The organism is Falsiroseomonas sp. E2-1-a20, from assembly GCF_051433195.1.
Classification (GTDB): Bacteria; Pseudomonadota; Alphaproteobacteria; order Acetobacterales; family Acetobacteraceae; genus Falsiroseomonas.
Map to the genome: position 1 here is coordinate 164,670 of NZ_JBHMFT010000003.1, position 21,459 is coordinate 186,128.

Consider the following 21,459-nt stretch of genomic DNA (forward strand, 5'->3'; position numbering starts at 1 on the left):
GTCAGCGGTAGCCGGCGGCCTGCAACTCGAACAGCTCGGCATAGCGCCCACCCGCGGCCAGCAGCGCCTCGTGCGTGCCCTGCGCCTCCACCTTGCCGTCCGCGAGGACCAGGATGCGGTCGGCCATGCGGACGCTTGAAAACCGGTGCGAGATCAGCACCGCCGTCCGGCCCTGGCTGAGTTCCTTGAAGCGCGCGAACACCTCGTATTCCGCGCGGGCGTCGAGTGCCGCGGTGGGCTCGTCCAGGATCAGCACCTCGGCCTCCCGCATGTAGGCGCGGGCGATGGCGATCTTCTGCCATTCGCCGCCGGACAGCTCGACGCCGTTCTTGAAGCGCTTGCCGATCATCTGCTCCAGGCCCGCGGGCAGCCGGGCGATGACGGCATCCGCCTGGCTGCGCTGCGCGGCGCGGGTGATGCGGGCCGCGTCCTCGCGCGCCGAGATGCGCCCGACGGCGATGTTGTCGCCGGCGGTCAGGTTGTAGCGCACGAAATCCTGGAAGATGACGCCCATGCTCGCGCGCAGCGCATCGACGTCGTAGGCGCGCAGATCCTGGTCATCGAGCAGGATGCGGCCCTCATCCGGGTCGTAGAGGCGGGTCAGCAGCTTCACCAGCGTCGTCTTGCCGGCGCCGTTCTCACCGACCAGGGCGACCACTTCGCCGGCGTTCAGGGTGAAGGACAGGTGGCGGACGGCCCAGCGCTCCGCACCGGGGTAGCGGAAGCCCACATCCTCGAAGACGAAGCCCTGGCGGATCGGCGATGGGATGGGCAGCGGGTTGGCCGGCGAGAGGATCTCCGGCTTCACCTCGAAGAAGCTGAACAGGTCGTCGAGGTACAGCGCCTGGCTTGCGGTTGTGGAGAAGCCGGAGAGCAGGCCCTCCAGCAGGCTGCGCAGGCGGCGGAAGGAGCCTGCGAGGAACGTCAGGTCGCCGACGCTGAAGGCGCCTTCCAGCGTGCGCCAGACGATGAAGGCGAAGGCGGCGTAGTAGCCCACGGTTCCGATCGCGGTGAAGGCGCCGCCCCAGCCGGCGCGCCGCAACGCCAGGCGCCGGTTGCCGGCGTAGAAGGCGGCGGAAAGCTGGGCGAAGCGGTCGATCAGGAAGCCGTTCAGGCCGAAGACCTTCACCTCCTTCGCCGTCTCCGCGCTCGCGGCGGTGGCGCGGACGTAGTCGAGTTCGCGGCGTTCCGGCGTGCGGCCGTAGTCCAGCGCGTAGCCCTGGGCGTTGAAGTGCGATTCGCCGAGGAAGGCCGGGACCAGCGCCACCAGCAGCAGCACGATCAGCCAGGGCGCGTAGAACAGCAGGCCGGCGGCGAAGCTGGCCACCGTCACCATGTCCTGCACCTGGTTGAACAGCAGGCCCATCAGGCTCATCCGCCCGCTGGTCTGGCGGCGGGCGCGGTCCAGCCGGTCCTGGAAGGCGGCATCCTCGAAATCCTCGAGGTCCAGCGTGGCGGCGTGGCGCATCAGGCGGATGGAGGCGGCGTTGGCGACACGCTCCCCCAGCAGCGTGTCGACCAGGGAGACGACGCGGCCGAGCACGTCGCCGAGGATGGCGAGCGCGAATTCGGCGGCGATCAGCCAGGCGAGCCAGTCCAGCCGGCCGGATTCCAGCCATTCGGCCGGGGTGGGGCGCGGCTGCTCGCCCAGCAGCAGCACAACGTCGTCGATGATCAGCTTGCCGACGAACAACGCTGCCACCGGCAGCAGAGCGCGTCCCAGGCGCAGCAGCAGCGCACAGGCGGTGAGCCACGGGCTGGTGCGCCAGACCATGGCGAGGAACGGGGCGAGATTGCGCAGCGCGCCGAGGCGTTCGCGGAAGGACTTGCCGCTCATCCCCGGTTCACCACGAAGATGCCGGCGCCGACCAGGGCGAGGGCGAGCAGCAGGCCAGCCGTGATCGGCTCGCCCAGGATCGCTGCCGCGAAGACCACGCCGAAGGCCGGCGTCAGGAACAGGAAGGGCGCGAGGCGGGAGGCCGGGTGGCGGGAGACCATCCAGAACCATGCCACATAGCTGACCACCGCGACGCCCAGCACCTGGTAGGCCAGCGCCAGCCAGACGACGGGGGTGGGCGCGAAGATGCCGGGCTCGCCCAGGGCGTAGCCGAGCGGCACCAGGAAGGCCGAGACGGCAGGCTGGTACAGCAGGGTGCGCTCCGGCGCGATGCGGGTCAGGCGGCTGGCCTTGATGGTGGCGATGGTGCCGCCCCAGGCGCAGCCGGCGAGCAGGGCGAGGGCATCGCCGTACAACTGCGCCTCGCCGAGGCGGTCGGCGAACAGGATTGGCGGCCCGGCGAGGGCCAGCAGCAGCCCGGTGAGCTTGCGCGGGGTAAGGCGGTCGTCGGGCAGCAGGAAATGGGTGGCGATGGTGGCGAAGAAGGGCGCTGTGTAGACCAGCACGGCGACGCGGGCGGCGGTGGTGTGTTGCAGCGCGGCGAAGATCGCCCAGAACTCCAGCGCGAACAGCGCGCCGCAGAGCAGGCCGGGCGGCAGCGAGCCATCGCGGCGGAAGATTTGGACCTTCCGAAGCCAGCACCAGGCCAACAGGGGTGGGATGGCAAGGGCGGATCGCAGGCCCGCCTGGACGAGGGGGGATATTCCCTCTCCACCCAGCTTCATTGCCACCTGGGCGAAGCCCCAGGCGGCGCAGAGGACCAGCAGAAGGATGGTGTCGGCGGGGGTGAGTCGGGTGGGTGCGGCCCTCACCCTCCCACCCTGCGGGTGGGCCCCTTCCTCTCCCGCACTACGGGAGAGGGGATTGGGGTGATCAAGCCTGATGGCGGAGTTCGCCGCCGACGATGGTGGCCAGGACGCAGGTGTTGGCGATGTCCTCGCCGTTCAGCACGTCCCGGTCCAGCACGATGAGGTCGGCGAGCTTGCCGATCTCCAGGCTGCCCTTGTCCGCTTCCTCCCGCTGCGCCCAGGCGCCGAGGGTGGTGTAGGCGTGCAGTGCCTCCAGCGGCGTGATCGCCTCCCGCATGTCGAGGTCGGCGCCGGTGGTGGTGCGGCGGGTGACCATGGCGGCGAGGGCGGTCCAGGGCGAGACCCGGCAAACGGCGAAATCGGAATGGCCAGGGGCGGGGATGCCGGCATCGATCAGGCTGCGATGCGGCCACATGTGGCGCATCGCGTCCTGGCCACGGTTGGCGACGTAGGCTTCGCCGAGTTCGTCCATGAAGCCGGTCGCGGAACTGTCCACGAAGCCGCCCCGCTTGAGCCGCGCCAGGATGGGCGGCGTGACGTAGCAGCAATGCTCGACCCGCATGCGGTGGTCGGCCACGGGATGCGCGGCCAGCGCGGCTTCCATGACATCCAGCGCGAAGTCGATGCCGCGGTCGCCGACGCCCTCGATCATCACCTGCAGCCCGGCGGCATGGGCGGCGGTGGCGCGGGCGGTAAGGTCCTCCCGCTCGTACAGCAGCATGCCGGTGTTGGGCACCGGCTCGCCCGGGATCGGAGCGCCCTGGTAGGGGTCCCAGTAGGCGGCGGTGCGGCCGGAGGTGGAGCAATCCGGGCACCATTCGACGCCGATCAGCCGCAGCGTGTCGTTGCCGAATCCGGATTGGAGGCCGGCGGCGATCAGGGCTGGGATCAGCGGTTCGTCGCGGCCGGAGGCGATGATGCCCATGCGCATCCGCCAGCGCCCCTCCCGCTGCATCTTCTGGTAGGCACGGATCGCTTTGCTCGGGGTGAGCGAGTTGGCAACGGAGGTGATGCCGGCGGCGAGGCACTGGTCCTGCACCTGTTCCATGCCCTCCGCGATGTCGGCCTCGGAATCCTGGCCGTGCACGGCGTTGAGGAAGACATGCGCCGCGGTCTCCCTTACCAGGCCGGTGAAGGCGCCGCCCGGCAGGCGGTCGAAGCGGCCGAAGGGCGGGTCGGGCGTGTCCGCGGTGACGCCGCAGGCGGCGAAGGCGGCGGCGTTGGCGAGGCCGAGATGGCCATCGGTGCGCAGGATGAAGATCGGCCGGCCGAGGCTGGCGGCGTCCAGTTCCGCCAGCGTCGGATAGCCGCCGGAAGCGCGTTCGTTCAGCCGGTAGAAGGCGCACCACTGGCCTGGCGCGGCGGCGGCGCAGCGGGCGCGGATGCGCGACAGCAGCGCGTCGCGGGTCTGCACGAGGTCCGGCGAGACCAGCGTCCAGCCGCGCAGGCGGAGCGCGTAGGCATCCGGATGGGCATGGCTGTCGACGATGCCGGGCAGCACGCGGCGACCCTCGGCGTTGAGGATTTTTGTCCGTGGGCCGGCGAGGCTGCGCAGGTCGTCGGTGCCGAGGGCGACGATGCGGCCGTCATGGGCTGCGAGGGCGGTGTGCTGGCTGCCGGCCGCGTCCATGGTCGCGATGCGGCCGTTGAGCAGGAGAAAATCGGGGCTCATGCGGCGATCCGGTCGATGTGGTCGCGCAGCCGGTACCAGCCGCCGACGAAGGGCAGGAACCAGGGCGTGCCGGTGTAGGTGGGGCGGGTCGGGAAGTTCAGGCCGTCCAGCGCGAAACGCTCATTGGCGGCGCCGGCCAGCTTGAGCGCGACGTTGTGGCCGAGCCAGGTTGCCATGGCGACACCGCTGCCCTGGCAGCCGGCGGCGAAATGCACGCCGTCCTGCACGCCGATATGCGGCAGGTAGTCGAAGGTGAAGGCGACATAACCGGTCCAGGCATGCGTGATGCGCGTCTTCGCCAGTTCCGGAAACGTGGCCGTCATGTAGCCATGCAGCGTCGGCGCGGATTGTTCGGCCGTCGCGGCCCGGAAACTGGCGCGGCCGCCCCACAGGACGCGCTTGCCGTCCGGCGAGGGCCGGAAGTAGTTCAGCACGCGCTTGCTGTCGCTGATCATGCGGCGGCCCGGGAACAGGCGGTCCATCGTCTCCTGCGGCAGTTCCTCCGTCGCGATGATGTAGGAGTTCAGGGGGATCAGGCGCTTCGCCAGCCAGGGCAGGGCGGTGCCGCGCGCATCCTTGGAATAGCCGTTGGTGGCGACGAGCACGGCATCGGCGCGCAACTCGCCCTTGTCGGTGGCCAGCCGGAAGCTGGAGCCTTCCTGCTTCACGCCGGCGACTCGCACGCCGTCGACCAGGCGTGCACCGGCCTTCTCGGCGGCGGCGGACAGGCCGCGGGCGTATTTGCCGGGGTGCAGGCTGCCGGTCGCGGCGGCGGCCATGCCACCATGGTAGTGGTCGCTGCCGAGGAATTCCCGCTGGCGGGATTTCGGGATCATTTCGGTCGGCAGGCCGGTGACGTTGGCGATCCACTCCGCCCGGGCCGCGATCGCCTTGTAGTGACCGGGCGACCAGGCGCCGAGGTAGCGGCCGCAGCGGACGTAGTCGCAGTCGATACCCTCCCGCGCGATGGTGTCCTCGATGAAGGGGAAGGAGGCGGCGGCGGCTTCGGTGATGCGGCGCGCGCCGTCCTCGCCATAGGTCTCGGCGAGACCGGTGGAGGCGACCTTGAGGCCGCCCGAGACCATGCCGCCGTTGCGAGAGGAGGCGCCCCAGCCGATGCGCTCGGCATCCAGCACCGTCACCTCATGGCCCAGGCGGCGCAGCGTCAGCGCGGCCGAAAGGCCGGCATAGCCGCCGCCGACGATGGCGACCGCGGTGTGGTCCGGCAGGGTGTTGTCGCGCGCCGCCGGCTCGGCGGCTTCCCACCACCAGGGACGGGCCTTGAAGCCGGGCGCGAAAAGCGGATGAAGATCAGACATTGCCGTGGCGCGCGTCCCGCTGTTCACTCGTACGGGCAAGGTTCCTGCCGGACGGGCTCCGGATCAAGGGCACCACCGGGAGCTTCACAGAAAAAGGGGATTTCGTATGCAAAGCTTCCAGCAGGATTGCGTCGAGCTGGCTTTTCGGAAGTTCCAGCGCGGCGAGATCAGCCGGCGCGGGCTGATGGCCGGTCTGGCGGCGCTCGGCGTCGCGGTGGGCGAGGGGGCGCAGGCGCAAGCGGCGCGGCAACTCGTCATGGTGAACTGGGGCGGCGTGGCGAACCAGGGATTTGGCAATTTCTACGGCGCGCCGTTCAGCGCGGCGAATCCGGGTGTCACCGTGGTGCAGGACAGCACCGGGCCGTCCGCCGGGCGCATCCGGTCCATGGTCGAGAGCGGGCGGGTGACGTGGGATTTGTGCGACAGCTCGGCGACCTCGTCCTATCTGCTCGGCGGGATGAACCTGCTGAACAAGGTCGACTATTCGGTGGTCGATCGCAGCAACGTCATTGGCCCGACCTTCGCGCTGGAACACGGCGCGGCCCCGTATTCCTTCAGCAACGTGCTGGTCTATGACAGCACCAAGTTCCCGAATGGTGCGCCGACCGGCTGGGCGGATTTCTGGGACCTGCAGAAATTCCCCGGCACGCGGCTGCTGCGGCGCGACGCCGCCGGCGCGCTGGATGGCGCGCAGATGGCGCTCGGGAAGGACATCGCGAACCTCTACCCGCTGGATATCCGCGCCTGCCTGGCGAAGGTGCGGGAGATCCGCCGCAGCCTGGTTTTCTGGACCAGCGGGTCCGAGTCGGAGCAGTTCATCCGCACCGGCGAGGCGGTGATGGGCATGATCTGGCACACCCGCGCCAAGGTGCTGGAGCAGGAGAGCAACGGAAGGTTCAAGTTCATCTGGAACCAGGGCATCCTGCAGCCAGGCATCTTCGTCAGCCCGCGTGGCAATCCGGGCGGCGACCTGGTGCAGAAGCTGCTGGCTTCCATGCTGGCGAATGCGGAACCGCAGGTGGAACTGCTGAAGTTCCTCGGCAACGGTCCGACCAACCCACGCGCGGCAGCGCTGGTGCCGGCAGAGTTCAAGCGCTTCAACCCGACCGACCCGGCGAATGCGCGGGTGCAGGTGGCGCAGGATGGCCGCTGGTGGGGGCAGAACTACGCGCAGGCGAATGCGGACTACATCGACATGGTCACGGGCTGAGGATTCTGGCTGCGCATGGCTATCCTGTTGGTGAAGTCCGGTGGCGAGGATGCCATGCCGGAGTGGCGGGCGCATTTTTCCGAGTTTGCGCCCGGGCTCGACGTGCGGTGGTGGGACGATGCGAGCGTCCCGCCGGCCGCGGTCGACTACGTGCTGGTGTGGGACCCGGAGGCCGGCAGGCTGGGCACGATGCCCAACCTGCGGGTGATCTTTGGCAGCGGGGCGGGGGTGGATTTCATCGCCGGCGATCCTGCGTTGCCGCGGCACGTGCCGTTGATGCGCATGGCGCCGGCCGGGGCCACGCAGCGGATGGGGGAATTCGTCTGCTGGGCGGCGCTGTCGCTGCTGAAGGGCGCGCGACGGATCGCGCTGAACCAGGCGGCGGCGAAGTGGGACTATTTCGAGCCGGAATACACTGCCACCGAGACCACCGTGGGCATCATGGGCCTCGGCAACATGGGCGGCCGCGCGGCGGAGATGCTTTCCGGAATCGGCTTTCCGGTGGTCGGTTGGTCACGGACGCGCAAGTCGCTACCCGGCGTGACCTGCTTCGCCGGCGATGCGGAGCGGGATGCGTTCCTGGAACGGACGAAGATCCTGGTGTGCCTGCTGCCGGCGACGGCGGAGACTCGCGGCATCATCAGCGCGCCGCTGCTGCGGAAACTGCCGAAGGGGGCGGGGCTGGTGAATGTCGGGCGCGGCAGCCACCAGAAGATCGAGGACATATTGGCGGCGCTGAATGACGGGCATCTGGGCGGCGCGGTGATCGACGTGTTCGAGACGGAGCCGCTGCCGGCGGACCATCCGGCCTGGGCGCATCCGAAGGTGATCGTGACACCGCATCTGGCCAGCCTGCCGAGCCGGCGCGAGCGCGCGCAGTATGTCGCGAAGGCGATCGCGGCGCATGAGCGGGGCGAGGCGCTGGCGAATCTCTATGACCATGCACGGGGCTACTGAATGACGCTTCCTCCGCCGCCGGTGCGGCCCGACCCGGACCATGTGCCGACCGAGCAGGAACTGCGGGAGGACCTCGCGGCGGCCTACCGCCTGATCGCGCATTTCGGCATGACTGACCTGGTGTTCACGCATCTGTCGGTGCGGGTGCCGGGCGAAGGTCACAGGTTCCTGGTCAATCCCTACGGACTGCTGTTCGAGGAGATCACGGCCTCCTCGCTCGTGCTGGTGGATGCGGAGGGGGAGCCGCGGCAGCCGACGTCGTGGCCGGTGAACCCGGCAGGATTCGTCATCCATTCTGCGGTGCATCGTGGGCGGGACAACGCGAATTGCGTCATGCACACGCACACGCTGGCGGGGATGGCGGTGGCGGCGCAGCAAGGGGGGTTGTTGCCGCTGAACCAGATGATGATGGAGTTCATCGGCCAGGTGGCACTGCACGACTACGAGGGCGTCGCGGCGGATGACAACCTGTCGGAGCGCGAGCGGCTGGTGCAGGACCTCGGCGACAAGCCGGCGATGATCCTGCGCAACCACGGGCTGCTGACGGTGGGGCACACGGTGGCGGAGGCGTTCTACTGGATGTGGTACCTGGAGCAGTCCTGCCGCATCCAGCTTGCCGCGCAATCCTCCGGCGCGCCGCTGGCGGTGGCCTCGGCGGAAACCGTCGAGCGGACGCGCGCCCAGTTCAGCACCGGCCCGACCAAGGGCTGGCTGCCGTGGCAGGCGCTGCGGCGCAAGCTGGACCGCGAGCAGCCGGACTACCGGGCATGAGCCACGCGCTGGCGCTGGAGGGGCTGAGCAAGCGGTATGGCAGCTTCACGGCGGTGGAGCGGGTTTCGCTGGATGTGGAACAGGGCGCCTTCCTGACCCTTCTGGGGCCATCCGGCAGCGGCAAGACCACCATCCTGATGTGCATCGCGGGCTTCGTGGAGCCGAGCGAGGGCGCGATCCGGCTGGATGGGCGGGACATCACGCCGCTGCCGCCGGAGCGCCGCGACTTCGGCATGGTGTTCCAGGGCTACGCGCTGTTCCCGCACATGACGGTGGCGGAGAACGTCGCCTTCCCGCTGCGCGTCCGCAAGATGGGCGCGGCGGCGCGGGAGGCGAAGGTGCGGGGCGCGCTGGACCTGGTGCAGCTTTCGGCCTTCGGGGACCGGCTGCCGCGGCAATTGTCCGGCGGCCAGCAGCAGCGCGTGGCGCTGGCCCGCGCGCTGGTGTTCGACCCTGCGCTGCTGCTGCTCGACGAGCCGCTCAGCGCGCTCGACAAGAAGCTGCGCGCCGAATTGCAGGATGAGTTGAAGGCGCTGCACCGCCGCGTCGGCCGCACCTTCGTCAACGTCACGCACGACCAGGAGGAAGCGCTGTCGCTGTCCGACCGCGTCGCCATCCTGAACCACGGCAAGCTGATCCAGCAGGGTGCTCCGGCCGAATTGTATGAGCGGCCGGCGACGCGCTTCGTGGCGGATTTCCTCGGCAAGTCGAATTTCCTGGAAGGCGTGGTGCGGGAGCATCTGGCGGAGGGCTTCGCCATCGGTGCGGGCGCGACGCGGGTGGTGCAGGCGTCCGCAGTGAAGCCGGACCTTGGCGCGCGCGTGCTGCTGAGCCTGCGGCCGGAGAAGATGGCGCTGCTGGCAGAAGGCGAGACTGCCGAGAATGTTGTCGGCGGCACCATCGCAAGCTGGTCCTACCTCGGTGCCGGCTACGCGCTGAATGTGCAGACGCCGGATTTCGGAACGCTGCGGGTGACGCTGCCGACCTGGAATGCGCCGATTGCGCCGCGGGAGGGGCTGGCGGTGCGGCTCGGGTGGTCTGCCTCGGCAAGTGTTCCCGTGCTGGATGATTCCTCTGGCGCCCCTGCCGGGGACGACCCCGCATGAGACGGCAGGATGCCGGCTGGTGGCTGCTGATCCTGCCGGCCTTCCTGCTGATGACGGCCTTCTACGTCGCACCCATCGCCCAGGTGCTGGCGATTTCCTTCACCGAGCCGTCGCCGGGTCTCGGCAATTACGAGCGCCTGTTCACCAGCGAGAGCGTGCAGCGCGTCATCGTCACCACCTTGCGCATCTGCGTGCTGACCACGGCGATCGCGCTGCTGCTGGGCTATGTGCTGGCGTATCGCATCTCGCTGGCGGGCGTTGCGGCGCAGCGCTGGTGGATTCTCGCGGTGCTGGTGCCGCTGTGGATTTCGGTGCTGGTGCGGGCCTTCGCCTGGGTGACGCTGCTGCGGCGGCAGGGGCTGGTGAACGAGTCGCTGCTCGGCGCCGGGATCATCGCGGAACCGCTGGCGCTGGTCTGGAACGAATTCGGCATTATCGTCGGCATGGTGCACTACATGGTGCCCTACGCCGTGCTGCCGATCCTGGCGAGCATGCGGGAGATCGATCCGCGGCTGCTGAGCGCGGCGCGTGGGCTGGGTGCCAGCCGCATCACGATCTTCCGGCGCGTGTTCCTGCCGCTGTCGCTGCCGGGGCTGCTCGCCTCGGGCGTGCTGGTCTTCATCTTCTCGCTCGGCTTCTACATCACGCCGGCGATCCTCGGCGGCGGCAAGACGCTGATGGTGGCGGAATGGATCGGGCTGCAGATCCTGGACCTGCTGCGCTGGGGGCTCGGCACCATGATGGCAACGATGCTGGTGGTGGCGATCCTGACGACGCTCGCGGTGTTCTCCCGCATCGTCGACATGCGGCGGGTCTTCGGAGGAGGCGGCTGATGCGGCCGGGGTGGTTCGCGCGGGGCTCGGCCTGGGTGGTGGCGCTGTACCTGCTGCTGCCGATCAGCATCATCATCCCGGTCTCGATGACCGACCAGCGCTTCCTGTCGCTGCCGAAGGAGGCGCTGTCCCTGCGGCACTACGCCACGGTGTTGAGCTCGCCGGAATGGCTCGGCTCCATCTGGCAGTCCTTCCTGATTGCGGTCGTGGCGACGGTGATCGCGGTGGTGGCCGGGACGCTGTGCGCCATCGGCTGCTGGCGGCTGGCGCGGCGGTCCACTGACCTGGTGCGGGCGCTGATGCTGCTGCCGATCATCATCCCCTCCATCGTCTATGCGATCGGGCTGTATCGCTACTTCGCCGGGCTCGACCTGCTGGACCGGTTCCTGGGGGTTGCCATCGCACATGGGGTCACGGGGATACCGTACGTTGTCATCACCGTCTCCACGGCGCTCGCGGCGTTCGACCTACGGCTGGAACAGGCGGCGCGGGGCATGGGGGCGAGCCTGGGGCAGACGCTGCGCTGGGTGATCCTGCCGCGCATCATGCCAGGCATCGTCTCCGGCGCGATCTTCGCCTTCATCCATAGCTGGGATGAGCTGGTGATCGTGCTGTTCATCGCCTCCCGCGACGTGTTCACGTTGCCGCGGCGGATCTGGGACGGGATCAACGAGAATCTCGACCCGGCGATGGCCGCGGTGGCCGTGCTGCTGGTGGTGTTCACCACGGGGCTGCTGCTGCTGGACCTGGCGCTGCGGCGGCGGCGGGACGCCTAGGCGGCCTGTGCCGCGCGCTGGTCCAGGCACCGCGCCATGCGGCGAACCTCGAAATCCACGCCTGGCGCCACCCGCAGCGCATGCGTGGACAATTCGCGGTAGCCGAGCGTGGCGTAGAGCGGTGCGCCGGACAGCGTCGCCATCAACTCCGATGTCTGGACCCGCAGCGCGACCAGTCGCGATTCAACTGCCTGCATCAGGCGCCGCCCCAGGCCACGGCGGGCGAAGTCCGGGCTGACATAGACGCTGCGCACCAGGCCGGTGCGGCCAGGCAGCGAGCGCAAAGGCTCCGTCATCAGCGCCGCGTAGTTCGGCGCATGCAGCGACCAGCCGGCGCTGCCGGCGAGGCGGCCGGTGACCTCCAGCACCAGGTAGGTGCCATCGGTGACGAGCCGCGCATCCATGGTTCCCAGGCGGGACAGCGCCGCATCCAGCACCGGGCGTGGATAATGCGCAGCACCCAGGGCCAGCAGGCTGGCCGCCTGCATCTCGAGCAGCGCGGGCAGGTCTTCCGCGCGGGCCTGGCGGATCACGTGCATGACAGGTCTCCTTTCCCGCGGGAGATAGGGTCCCCGTATTGCGTGCGTGTGTCGCGTGGCGGCAGAATGAGGTTTCGTTCGTGTCGCCGACGAGGAACCGCAGCATGACCAACGCGATGAGCGAGTTCGACCACCGCTACAACATGCTCATCGAGCGTTTCGCCAGCGAGCCGGAGCCCGGATTCGAAAGCGCCGAGGAACAGCACTTCGTCTGGGGCCGCGAATGGGGCTGCAACTCCGATATCGGCCGCCTGCGCGTGGTGCTGATGCACCGGCCGGGCGAGGAAATGCGCGTGGTGGACACGCTGCCCTACATCCCGGAGCTGCGCGCCTTCGGCGACGCGCAATCCGGCGCCTACTGGCGTGGCGACGAGCGGCCGACGCTGGCGGAACAGCAGGCGCAGCACGATGCGCTGGTGGCGGCGCTGCGCGAGGAAGGCGTGGAGGTTGTGTTCCTGAAGCGCGTGGCGGAAGGCCGGCACAAATCCATCTACACGCGCGATTCCTGCATCGGCATCAAGGGCGGTGCGATCGTCACGCGCATGGGTCCGCGCATCCGGCGCGGCGAGGAAGCGCCGGTGACGGAGACGCTGGGCGCGCTCGGCATGCCGGTGCTGCGCACCATCCACGGCACCGGGCTGATGGAAGGCGGCAGCTTCGCCTATGTGCGGCCGGACCTCGCGGTGGTCGGCGTATCATCCCGCGTGAACGAGGAGGGCGCGCGGCAGCTGGAGGAAGTGCTTGCGGTACAGGGCACGAAGCTGCTGCGCGTGCAGATCCCGGGCTACCGGCTGCATATCGACGGCGCCTTCGTGATGATCGACCACGACACCGCCATCGTGAACCCCTCCACGCTGCCCTTCGTGTTCATGGAGGCGCTGAAGCGGGAAGGGGTGAAGCTGATTCCGGTGAACCACGAGGACCCATCCTGGACCATCAACTGCCTCGCGGTGCGGCCGGGGCGCATGCTGATGAGCGACAAGGTGGGGCCGCGGACGCAGGAGGCGCTGGACCGCGCCAACATCTCCATCCGGCTGGTCCAGTACGACAAGGTCGGGCTGGGCGGCGGCGGCATCCACTGCTCGACCAGCCCGCTGGTACGGGACGCGCTGTAGCGGCTATTCGAAGCTCGACGCCTCGTTCGCCGGGTTGAGGTCGCCGACGAAGCGCAGCAGGTCCGGCATGGTGAAGGTGCCGGCGTGCTGGGAGGGCAGCGTCGGCTTCCAGTTGCGGTCGTGCCGGAAAAAGGATTCGCAGTCGCCTTCGAGCAGGCCGATGAAGACCTCCGCCAGGATGCGGCTGCCGACCGGGCCGAGGCGATTGCCGCCATCGCCCTTCAACTGCGCTTCCTTCAGGATGTAGTACCACAGCGGGGTCGCCTCATGCAGGCCGAGTTGCCGCGCCTTGGCGCCGTCCGGTCCGCTGCCGGCGATCTCCTGCCCCGTCAGCGCCGTGATCTGCATGGCCTCCGCCACGGCCTGGCCACTCGGCAGCTGCATCTTCACGCCGCGCTGCAGGTTGCGCAGCGGCAGGCTGCCGCCGCCGCCGGGCAAATCGTGCAGCGCCGGGACCAGGTAGGGGTCGATCAGCCGGGACAGGTTGAGCACGAAGGCGTTGTCGGGCGGCTCGGCGCCCTGCGGCGCATCGATCGGGCGGTCGATCTCGAAGAAGCGGTGCCAGTCGATGGCCCAGTCGCCGGGCAGGTCGGGCAGCGGGAAGGGGTCGATCAGCGTGCCGTCGGGCAGCTTCAGCTTCGGCAGTTTCAGCGCCGTGAGGATTTCGGGATCGCTCACGCGGCTGCCGACGATGCCGCCCGACAATCCGCTGAAATGGAACAGGAAGCTGAAGGTGGCGGGGCCGGCGCCGGGGCGGAAGACGCGGTTGTGGCTGTAGTCCTCCCGCACCATGGAATGGCCGAGCCGGTAGGCGGCGACGGCGAATTCGACCGGCATGTAGGGGTCTTCGTACTGGCTCAGCGTCTCGAAGCGGAAATGCTGGCGGCCATGCGTCAGCACCCACTGCACCTCGTTGAAATCGACCAGGCGGTCGAGGAAATCGTGCAGCACGATCCACTGGTAGTGCCAGCGCGTGATGCGGCGCGCCTCCTCGAAGCTGCCGCCGGCGCCGAGCTGGTCGACCACCTTGTTGTGCAGCTTGAGGAAGGCGAGGTGGGTCTGCGCGACCAGCAGGTTCTCGTCGTTGCGCGGGTCGCCGATCAGCGCGACACCCTCTCGCGATCGGGGCAGGTCGTTGGGCAGGCCGGCGCGGATGCGGCGGCCGCCGGGGCCGCGCGGTTCGCCGCCCGGTCCGGTGGCACCGATGGCAAGCTTCCGCGGATCGCCGCGGTCATACAGGAAGGGCTGTTCGGTCGGGCCGCGGCCATAGACGCTGTCGAGGTCGAGGCGCGGCGTCCTGAAATTCAGCAGCGCGTCCGGGTCGTTCACCTTCTCGCCGAGGCCAGAGGTGTCGAAGGTCATGTCGTGGTCGATGAACTGGCCGAGATAGGTATAGCCGGCCGGGACGTTGGCATTGTCGCCGGACTGGCCGTCATCGCGCATGGCCTCGGCAAGCTGGCGCAGCCTGTCCTCCGCCACCTCCAGCCCCTCGAGCTTCGGGAACATGCGCCCGAAGCGACCGAAGCCACGCTGGCGTTCCGCGCCGGCCGTGAGGCCGCGCAGGGGCTTGCCGTGTCCTGCCTGCATGATGTGCGCCCCTCCTGGACGGGTTGGGGGCACACCCTATGCGTGTGCGGACGTGGGTTCCACGCTGCCGCGGTCGTGATCCCTGGTGGGTAGCCCGGGCTACTCCCTTTTGGCGACACCCCAGAACACCGGGACCGTGGTCGGGCGCAGGCCCTCCACGTTGCTGCGATGCGCGGCCAGCGTGCGGAACTGGCCGGCATTGATGTAGGGCAGCACGGCGTAGGCACGCGCATGCACTTGGTGCAGGATTTCCTGCCGCTTCGCGGCGTCGTTCTCCTCCCACCAAGACCGGCGCAGGGCCTCGAGCTGCTGGTCGCAGGGCCAGCCGGTGAGGCCGCCCTCGCAGGGGCTGGCGAGGTACAGGTTGGTCAGCGGGTTCTGGCCGTCCAGCACGTTCGCGACGGTGACGAACATGTTCCAGCCGCCCTGGTCCACCGGCTCCCGCCGGTTGCGGCGCTGGGTGACCGTCGCCCAGTCCATGCTCGGCACGTCCATGTTCAGGCCGGCGCGGCTGAAGGCGGCGGCCATGGTCAGCGTGGCCGCGTTGTTGATCGGGCTGTCGGCGGCGTTCATGAACACCACGCGGCGGTTGTCGTAACCGGCTTCCCGGAGCAGGGCGCGGGCGCGGTCCAGGTTCTCGGCACGCAGGCCCTCCGCGCCGGCATCGGATTGCAGCGGCGTGTTGCAGAAGAAGAAGGCGGGGCAGTAGGGCACCTGCTCCGTCGGGCGTACGCCGATGGCGTTCAGCACGTCCTGCTGGTTGATCAGGTGCAGCAGGGCGCGGCGCGCCTCCGGCTTGTCGAAGGGTGGCTGGGTGTGGTTCAGGCGCAGCCAGACCATGAAGCCCACGGGGTTCAGCGCGAAGGTCCGGATGTTGCGATTGCGCTCCAGCACCGGGATCAGGTCCGGGGAAGGCTGCTCGATGAAGTCGACTTCACCGGCCTGCAGCGCGGCCGCGGCGGTGGCGGGGTCTGGCATCGCCACCCATTCCAGGCGGGCGATGTTCACCACCTTGCCGCCGGCCAGGCCATCGGCAGGCTCCGGCCGCGGGCGGTAGGCAGGGTTGCGCAGATAGACGGCGCGGTTGCCGGCCTGCCATTCGCCCGGCTGGAAGATGAAGGGGCCGCTGCCGGTCGCCTCCGTGATCGCGGTGCTGGCGGGCGTCGCGGCGATACGCTCCGGCATCACGAACAGGGCGCTGGCGGTGGGCCGCGCCAGCGCCTCCGTGACCAGGGCGAAGGGGCGCGACAGGCGGATGGTGAAGGTCTTGTCGTCCACCACCTCCATCGATGCGGTGGCCGCGGCCAGCGCGCGGCCGACGATGTCGCGCTGCGACCAGCGGCGGATGGAGGCCACGGCATCCGCGGCGCGGACCGGCGTGTTGTCGTGGAAGGCCAGGCCGTCGCGCAGCGTGAAGCGGTGGGACAGGCCATCGGCGCTCGGCTCATGCGTCTGCACCATCTGAGGGCGCGCGACGCCCTGGCTGTCCAGGGCGAAAAGCTGGTCGTACACCATGAACCCGTGGTTGCGGACGAAGGCGGCGGTGGAGTTCACCGGGTCCAGGCTGGCCAGGTCGTTGATCAGCACGACGCGCAGCGTCCCGGTGGGCGCGGGCTGCGCCTCGGCGGTCGTTCCGGCGAGTGTGAGGGCGGCGGCTGCCGCGAAACCGAACCAGCGCCTGCGCATGTTGAAGCATCCTGCCTGAGGAAGGGGCGGATCATCTCCGCATGCGGGCCGGCGTGCAATCTCTTGCTTGCTGCGCGGGTTGACGGGTGCGGCCGCATCGCGTGACAGTCTGGTCACGTCGGAGTGGGATGGCTGGATTGGCGGGTGATGTGGTGTTCACCGGCGGGCGCGTGTTTCGCGGCCTGTCGGCAGGCTTTGCCGAGGCGCTGGCGCTGCGCGACGGGCACGTGCTGGCGGTGGGACGTACAGCGGATGTGAACGACGCGGTTACAGCGGGCGCGCGCCGTGTGGAACTGGACGGGCGCGTGGTGATCCCGGCGTTCAACGAATCGCACATGCACCTGCTGCCCTACGGCCTGGCGCTGGCGGGCGTGAACCTGCGGGCCGAGGAAGTACGCACCCTGGACGAGGTGCTTGCCCGGATTGGCGCAGCGGCGCGGGCGGCGCCCGCCGGCCAATGGGTGCTCGGGCGCGGCTACGACCATGCGGAACTGGATATCGGCCGGCATCCGACGGCGGCCGAGTTGGACCGAGTCTCGCCGGACAATCCCGTCTTCATCGTGCGCACCTGCGGCCACATGGGCGTTGCCAACAGCGCGGCGCTGCGCGCGGCCGGCGTCGGGCACAACACGCCGGACCCGGAAGGTGGCGTGGTGGAACGCAGCGGCGGCGCGCTGACCGGGCTGTTCCAGGAGCGCGCCATGCGGCTGATCCGCGACGTGATCCCGGAGCCGGACGAGGCGGCGTTGGTCGCGGCGATCGAACGCGCGGGCAACCACCTGGCCTCGCTCGGCTTCGCCTCCGCCACCGACATGAATGTCGGCATGGTGGCGGGCATGGCGGAGGTTGCGGCGTACCGCGCCGCCGTCGCCGCCGGGCGGTCGCCCATGCGGATGTGGAACGTGCTGGCGGGCAACCCGGAAGGCATCGCGGCCAAGGCGTGGGAGGCCGGGCTGCGGCCGAACGAGGGCGACGACATGCTGCGCTGGGGCGCGGTGAAGGTCTTCGCCGATGGTTCGGCGGGGGGGCTGACGGCGGCGTTCTTCGACCCGTACCTGCAAGGGGGAACGGGCGTCTTCACCTTCCCGGACGCCAAGATCCACGCGCTGCTGAAGCTGTACCACGAGCAGGGCTGGCAGTTGGATATCCACGCCATCGGCGATGCCGCGATCGAGCAGGTGCTGGTGGGGATGGAGATGGCGGATACGCCGGAGCACCCCTTCATCGGCCGGCGCCACCGTATTGAACACTGCGGCTTCCTGACGCCGCATCAGCGCAAGCGGATGCTGGCGCGACAGATCCTGCCGGTGCCGCAGCCGGTGTTCCTGTACGAATTCGGCGACCTCTACATCCGCAACCTCGGGCTGGCGCGCAGCGAGGTGTCCTACCCGATGCGGACCTGGCTGGAGGAGGGGCACCATCCGGCGGCGTCCTCGGACTGCCCGGTGTCCTCGGTCGATCCCTTCGGCAACCTGTTCACCATGCTGACGCGGAAGACAAACCGCGGCACGGTGCTCGGTGCCGACCAGACGCTGACGGCGGAACAGGCGGTGCACTGCCAGACCTGGTGCGGCGCCTACACGCAATTCGCGGAGGACCGCCGCGGCACGCTGGAGCCCAGGATGCAGGCGGATGTCGCCGTGCTGTCCCGCGACATCTTCGTGGCGGCGCCGGAGGACATCCTGCGTGACACGCGGGCGGACCTGACGCTGCGCGGTGGCGAGGTGATCTTCGACCGGCACGAGGCGCTCGCCGCATGTTGAGGCACGCCGTCCAACGCCTGATGCTGGCGGTGCCGGTGATGTTCGGCGTGCTGCTGGTCGGATTCCTGCTGATGCAGGTGGTGCCGACCGACCCCGCGATCGTGCGGGCGGGGCCGAATGCGAGTGCGGAGGTCATCGCGCAGATCCGCAACGACCTCGGGCTGGATGCGCCGCTGTATGTGCAGTTCTTCCTGTACCTGGGGCGGCTGGTGCAGGGCGATCTCGGCGTTTCCATCATCAACAACGTGCCGGTCTCGGGCGAGCTCGCCTCCACCATCGGGCCGACGCTGGAGCTGATGTTCGCCAGCCTGATCTGGTCCATCCCGCTCGGCATCGCGATGGGTACGGTCGGTGCGTACTGGCGCGGGTCGCTGCTCGATCGGGTGGTGATGGCGTTCAGCGTGGCGGGCGTTTCGGTGCCGGTGTTCTTCCTCGGCCTGGTGCTGATCTGGTTCGTCGGATTTCAATGGCAGTGGCTGCCCTTCACGGGGCGGGAGGGGCCGCTTTGGACCTGGCAGGGCCTCCGCGCCGTTATCCTGCCGGCGATCACGCTGGGCGGCGTCTTCGTCGGGCCGGTGGCCCGCATGACGCGGACGGCGGTGCTGGATGTGCTGGGCGCGGACCATGTGCGCACGGCACGCGCCAAGGGGCTGACGGAGCGGCTGGTGGTGACGCGGCATGCGCTGCGCAACGCGATGGTGCCGGTGGTGACGCTGATCGGGTTGCAGATCGGCTTCCTGCTGGGCGGCGCGGTGGTGACGGAGACGGTGTTCTCCTGGCCCGGCGTCGGGCGGCTGGCGGTGGGCGCGATTTTGTCCTCCGACTTCCCGATGGCGCAGGGCACCATCATCGTGCTGTCGATGGGCTTCATCCTGGTCAACCTGACGGTGGACCTGCTTTACGGGGTGCTCGACCCGCGGGTGCGGGCCGGATGAGCGCGACCGTGGCTGAAGTGGTGCCGCCGGCGCGGCCGGGCACGTTGAAGATCCTGCTGCGCGAACCGGCGGCGGCGGTGTCACTGGTGGTGGTCGTGCTGCTGATCCTGGCGGCGATCTTCGCGCCCTGGCTGGCGCCCTACGACCCGTATGAGACCGACCTGATGTCGGTGATGGCGCCGCCGGGCGGGGCCTATCTGCTGGGCACGGATGGGAACGGGCGGGACATGCTGTCGCGCATGCTGCACGGGCTGCGGGTGACGCTGGCGATGGGTGCGCTGAGCCTCGGCATCGGCGGTGTCATCGGTGTGGCGATGGGCTTTGCCGCGGCGTATTACCGGCGGATCGACGGGCTGCTGATGCGGCTGGCGGACATCATGCTGTCCTTCCCGGCGATCCTGTTCGGCCTGGCCATCGCGGCGATCTTCGGACCGGGCGTGACGGCGGTGGTGATCGCGCTGGCGGTGGCGACGGTGCCGCTGATGGCACGCATCGCGCGGTCCACCGCGCTGGTCGTGCTCGGGCTCGACTACATCGAGGCGGCGCGGGCGCAGGGCATGGGCGATGCGCGGCTGATCTGGCGGCACCTGATGCCGAACTGCGCCTCGCCGATCCTGGTCTTCGCGACGCTGCGCTTCGGGCAGGTGATCCTGCTCGGCTCCGCGTTGTCCTTCCTCGGGCTCGGCGCGCAGCCGCCGGTGGCGGAACTGGGTGCGATGGCGGCGCAGGGACGCACCTTCCTGTTCTTCGCGCCGCATATCTCGGTCATTCCGGCGGTCGGCATCTTCGTGGTGGTGCTCGCCTTCAACGTGCTGGGGGATGCGCTGCGCGATGCGCTCGACCCGCGGCTTCGCATGTGATGCAGAACAGGGAGAACAGGATGAGCTTGCTGAAGGGTGCCTTGGTCGCCGCGCTGGCGGTGGTGACGGCGCTGCCCGCCGTGGCACAGACGCCGCGCAACACGGTGGTGTTCCTGCGTGAGATCGACGCGGACCGCTACGACCTGCACCGCAGCACGGCGCGCAGCGCCGGCGAGGTGGTGGGCATGATGACCGACACGCTGGTCACCATGGATTTCGACGGCCAGACCGTGCGGCCGGGGCTGGCCGAGCGCTGGACCGTCTCGCCGGACGGCAAGCTGTACACCTTCCATCTGCGCCAGGGCGTGACCTTCTGCGATGGCAAGGCGTTCACCGCGCAGGACGTGGTGTACTCGATCAACCGCTGGATCGCGCGCGAGACGCGCAGCCCCGTGGCCTGGCGCGCCGGCCCGGTGAAGGAAATCCGCGCCGTCGATGCCCATACCGTCGAGTATGAGCTGAACGAGCCGTTCTCCGAGCTGCTGTCGCAGCTGACGCTGTTCTTCGCCGGCATCATCGACAAGGAAACCGTCGACCGGCTCGGCCAGAACTTCGGCAGCCAGGGCTTCAACGGCACCGGGCCATATTGCTGGCAGTCCTGGACCCCTCGGAACGAGCTGGTGCTGACGCGCCACCCGAACTACCGCTGGGGCCCGCCGATGTACCAGAACCAGGGGCCGGCGCATGTCGAGCGCGTGGTCTGGCGCGTGGTGCCGGAACCCTCCGCGCGGCTGGCGGCGTTGCAGACCGGCGCGGCCGACATCACGCAGTACATCCCGGCGGTGGCACTGAGCAGCCTGCAGCGCGTGCCGACGGTGCAGGTGCTGACGCAGCCGAACTACTTCTGGGACTTCTACCTGGGCTTCAAGGTGGACAAGCCGGTGATGAACGACCGCGCAGTGCGCCGCGCCATCCACCAGGCGGTGGACCGCACGGCGCTGGTCCGCGCGGTGTGGTTCGGCCATGCGCAGCCGGCGCTGAACATCGTCAACCCGAACACGCTGGACTACGACGCGCAGTCCGACACGATGGTGCCGAAGTTTGATCCGGCAGCCGCCCAGCGCACGCTGGATGAAGCCGGCTGGACCATGGGCGGCGACGGCGTCCGCGTGAAGGACGGGCAGCGGGCGACGTTCCTGACCTATGGCATCAACACGCTGGAGAACCAGCGCCAGAGCGAGATCATCCAGCAGGCGCTGCGCCGCGTCGGCATCGAGATGCGCATCCAGTTGTTCGACGCGACGGTCGCCTGGGGCCGCATGGCGACGCAGGAATTCGATGCGCTGTTCCTGTCCTACCCGTATTTTTCCGCGGGTGATGCGCTGAGCCTGTACTGGCACAGCCGGGCGCGGCCGACGCCGAACCGGATGAACTGGAACAACCCGCAGACCGATGCCTGGCTGGACGAGGCCCGCAGCGCGACGGACCCGGCAGTACGGCGCACGGCGCTGGCCAACATCCAGCGCCAGCTGGCGGAAGAAGCGCCCTGGCTGACGACGGCGCGTGAGAACCTGTATGTCGGCGTGTCCAACCGCGTGACCGGTGTCCGGGCGCACGGGCTGTATGGCATCGGTGTCTACAAGGCGCTCGACATGCGCGTGACGCGGTAAGGGAGAATCTCGGC

At 69.3% G+C, this 21,459-nt stretch carries 18 protein-coding genes; 11 read left to right on the forward strand and 7 right to left on the reverse strand.

Features of this window, described 5'->3' with window-relative positions:
- Position 1 precedes the first annotated feature (1 nt).
- The 4 genes from ACFHPP_RS05350 to ACFHPP_RS05365 form a co-directional block, all read right to left on the reverse strand.
- Positions 2 to 1,837 (reverse strand): ABC transporter ATP-binding protein, encoded by a 1,836-nt coding sequence (locus ACFHPP_RS05350; RefSeq protein WP_437162232.1) that lies wholly within the window; start codon positions 1,835 to 1,837, stop codon positions 2 to 4.
- Positions 1,834 to 2,709 carry a DMT family transporter gene (locus tag ACFHPP_RS05355; RefSeq protein ID WP_437162233.1) on the reverse strand — a complete coding sequence of 292 codons (876 nt, stop codon included), beginning with the start codon at positions 2,707 to 2,709 and terminating at the stop codon, positions 1,834 to 1,836. Before ACFHPP_RS05355 ends, ACFHPP_RS05350 begins: the two co-directional genes overlap by 4 nt.
- Positions 2,710 to 2,770: 61 nt before the next feature.
- Entirely contained in the window at positions 2,771 to 4,378 is a 1,608-nt protein-coding gene (locus tag ACFHPP_RS05360) for an amidohydrolase (protein WP_437162234.1), read from the reverse strand.
- Entirely contained in the window at positions 4,375 to 5,697 is a 1,323-nt protein-coding gene (locus tag ACFHPP_RS05365) for an NAD(P)/FAD-dependent oxidoreductase (protein ID WP_437162235.1), read from the reverse strand. The genes ACFHPP_RS05360 and ACFHPP_RS05365 overlap by 4 nt, the downstream gene beginning before the upstream one ends.
- Positions 5,698 to 5,803: 106 nt before the next feature.
- On the opposite strand from ACFHPP_RS05365, the gene ACFHPP_RS05370 reads away from it, so the two are divergent.
- The 6 genes from ACFHPP_RS05370 to ACFHPP_RS05395 are packed head-to-tail and all read left to right on the forward strand — an operon-like array spanning position 5,804 to position 11,350.
- Positions 5,804 to 6,907: an extracellular solute-binding protein gene (locus ACFHPP_RS05370; RefSeq protein WP_437162236.1), complete on the forward strand. Its 1,104-nt coding sequence runs from the start codon at positions 5,804 to 5,806 to the stop codon at positions 6,905 to 6,907.
- A 15-nt stretch (positions 6,908 to 6,922) separates the two neighbouring features.
- A complete protein-coding gene (locus tag ACFHPP_RS05375) occupies positions 6,923 to 7,864 on the forward strand; it encodes a 2-hydroxyacid dehydrogenase (RefSeq protein WP_437162237.1) in 942 nt (313 codons plus the stop codon).
- On the forward strand, positions 7,865 to 8,635 hold the full coding sequence (locus ACFHPP_RS05380) for a class II aldolase/adducin family protein (RefSeq protein WP_437162238.1): 771 nt from the start codon (positions 7,865 to 7,867) through the stop codon (positions 8,633 to 8,635).
- The gene (locus ACFHPP_RS05385) at positions 8,632 to 9,741 is read left to right on the forward strand and encodes an ABC transporter ATP-binding protein (RefSeq protein WP_437162239.1); all 1,110 of its coding nucleotides are present in this window, start codon (positions 8,632 to 8,634) and stop codon (positions 9,739 to 9,741) included. Before ACFHPP_RS05380 ends, ACFHPP_RS05385 begins: the two co-directional genes overlap by 4 nt.
- Entirely contained in the window at positions 9,738 to 10,574 is an 837-nt protein-coding gene (locus ACFHPP_RS05390) for an ABC transporter permease (RefSeq protein ID WP_437162240.1), read from the forward strand. The genes ACFHPP_RS05385 and ACFHPP_RS05390 overlap by 4 nt, the downstream gene beginning before the upstream one ends.
- Complete coding sequence (locus ACFHPP_RS05395; protein ID WP_437162241.1) at positions 10,574 to 11,350, forward strand: ABC transporter permease; 777 nt, start codon at positions 10,574 to 10,576, stop codon at positions 11,348 to 11,350. Before ACFHPP_RS05390 ends, ACFHPP_RS05395 begins: the two co-directional genes overlap by 1 nt.
- Here ACFHPP_RS05395 and ACFHPP_RS05400 read toward each other — a convergent pair.
- Positions 11,347 to 11,889: a GNAT family N-acetyltransferase gene (locus ACFHPP_RS05400; RefSeq protein WP_437162242.1), complete on the reverse strand. Its 543-nt coding sequence runs from the start codon at positions 11,887 to 11,889 to the stop codon at positions 11,347 to 11,349. The genes ACFHPP_RS05395 and ACFHPP_RS05400 overlap by 4 nt on opposite strands.
- Before the next feature lie 104 nt (positions 11,890 to 11,993).
- Between ACFHPP_RS05400 and ACFHPP_RS05405 the strand changes: the two genes are divergently transcribed.
- Positions 11,994 to 13,004 carry a dimethylarginine dimethylaminohydrolase family protein gene (locus tag ACFHPP_RS05405; protein WP_437162243.1) on the forward strand — a complete coding sequence of 337 codons (1,011 nt, stop codon included), beginning with the start codon at positions 11,994 to 11,996 and terminating at the stop codon, positions 13,002 to 13,004.
- A gap of 3 nt (positions 13,005 to 13,007) precedes the next feature.
- Here ACFHPP_RS05405 and ACFHPP_RS05410 read toward each other — a convergent pair whose 3' ends face one another.
- Both ACFHPP_RS05410 and ACFHPP_RS05415 read right to left on the reverse strand, forming a co-directional pair.
- Positions 13,008 to 14,591, reverse strand: coding sequence for a peroxidase family protein (locus tag ACFHPP_RS05410; RefSeq protein ID WP_437162244.1), 1,584 nt, complete (start codon positions 14,589 to 14,591; stop codon positions 13,008 to 13,010).
- A gap of 99 nt (positions 14,592 to 14,690) precedes the next feature.
- Complete coding sequence (locus ACFHPP_RS05415) at positions 14,691 to 16,277, reverse strand: ABC transporter substrate-binding protein (protein ID WP_437162245.1); 1,587 nt, start codon at positions 16,275 to 16,277, stop codon at positions 14,691 to 14,693.
- 137 nt (positions 16,278 to 16,414) lie between these two features.
- On the opposite strand from ACFHPP_RS05415, the gene ACFHPP_RS05420 reads away from it, so the two are divergent.
- Genes ACFHPP_RS05420 through ACFHPP_RS05435 form a run of 4 tightly spaced genes read left to right on the forward strand, consistent with a single transcriptional unit; the run spans position 16,415 to position 21,445 of the window.
- On the forward strand, positions 16,415 to 18,040 hold the full coding sequence (locus ACFHPP_RS05420) for an amidohydrolase (protein WP_437162246.1): 1,626 nt from the start codon (positions 16,415 to 16,417) through the stop codon (positions 18,038 to 18,040).
- The gene (locus ACFHPP_RS05425) at positions 18,034 to 18,975 is read left to right on the forward strand and encodes an ABC transporter permease (RefSeq protein WP_430671071.1); all 942 of its coding nucleotides are present in this window, start codon (positions 18,034 to 18,036) and stop codon (positions 18,973 to 18,975) included. The genes ACFHPP_RS05420 and ACFHPP_RS05425 overlap by 7 nt, the downstream gene beginning before the upstream one ends.
- Positions 18,972 to 19,835: an ABC transporter permease gene (locus tag ACFHPP_RS05430; RefSeq protein WP_437162247.1), complete on the forward strand. Its 864-nt coding sequence runs from the start codon at positions 18,972 to 18,974 to the stop codon at positions 19,833 to 19,835. The genes ACFHPP_RS05425 and ACFHPP_RS05430 overlap by 4 nt, the downstream gene beginning before the upstream one ends.
- A gap of 20 nt (positions 19,836 to 19,855) precedes the next feature.
- The gene (locus ACFHPP_RS05435; RefSeq protein ID WP_437162248.1) at positions 19,856 to 21,445 is read left to right on the forward strand and encodes an ABC transporter substrate-binding protein; all 1,590 of its coding nucleotides are present in this window, start codon (positions 19,856 to 19,858) and stop codon (positions 21,443 to 21,445) included.
- Positions 21,446 to 21,459 lie beyond the last annotated feature (14 nt).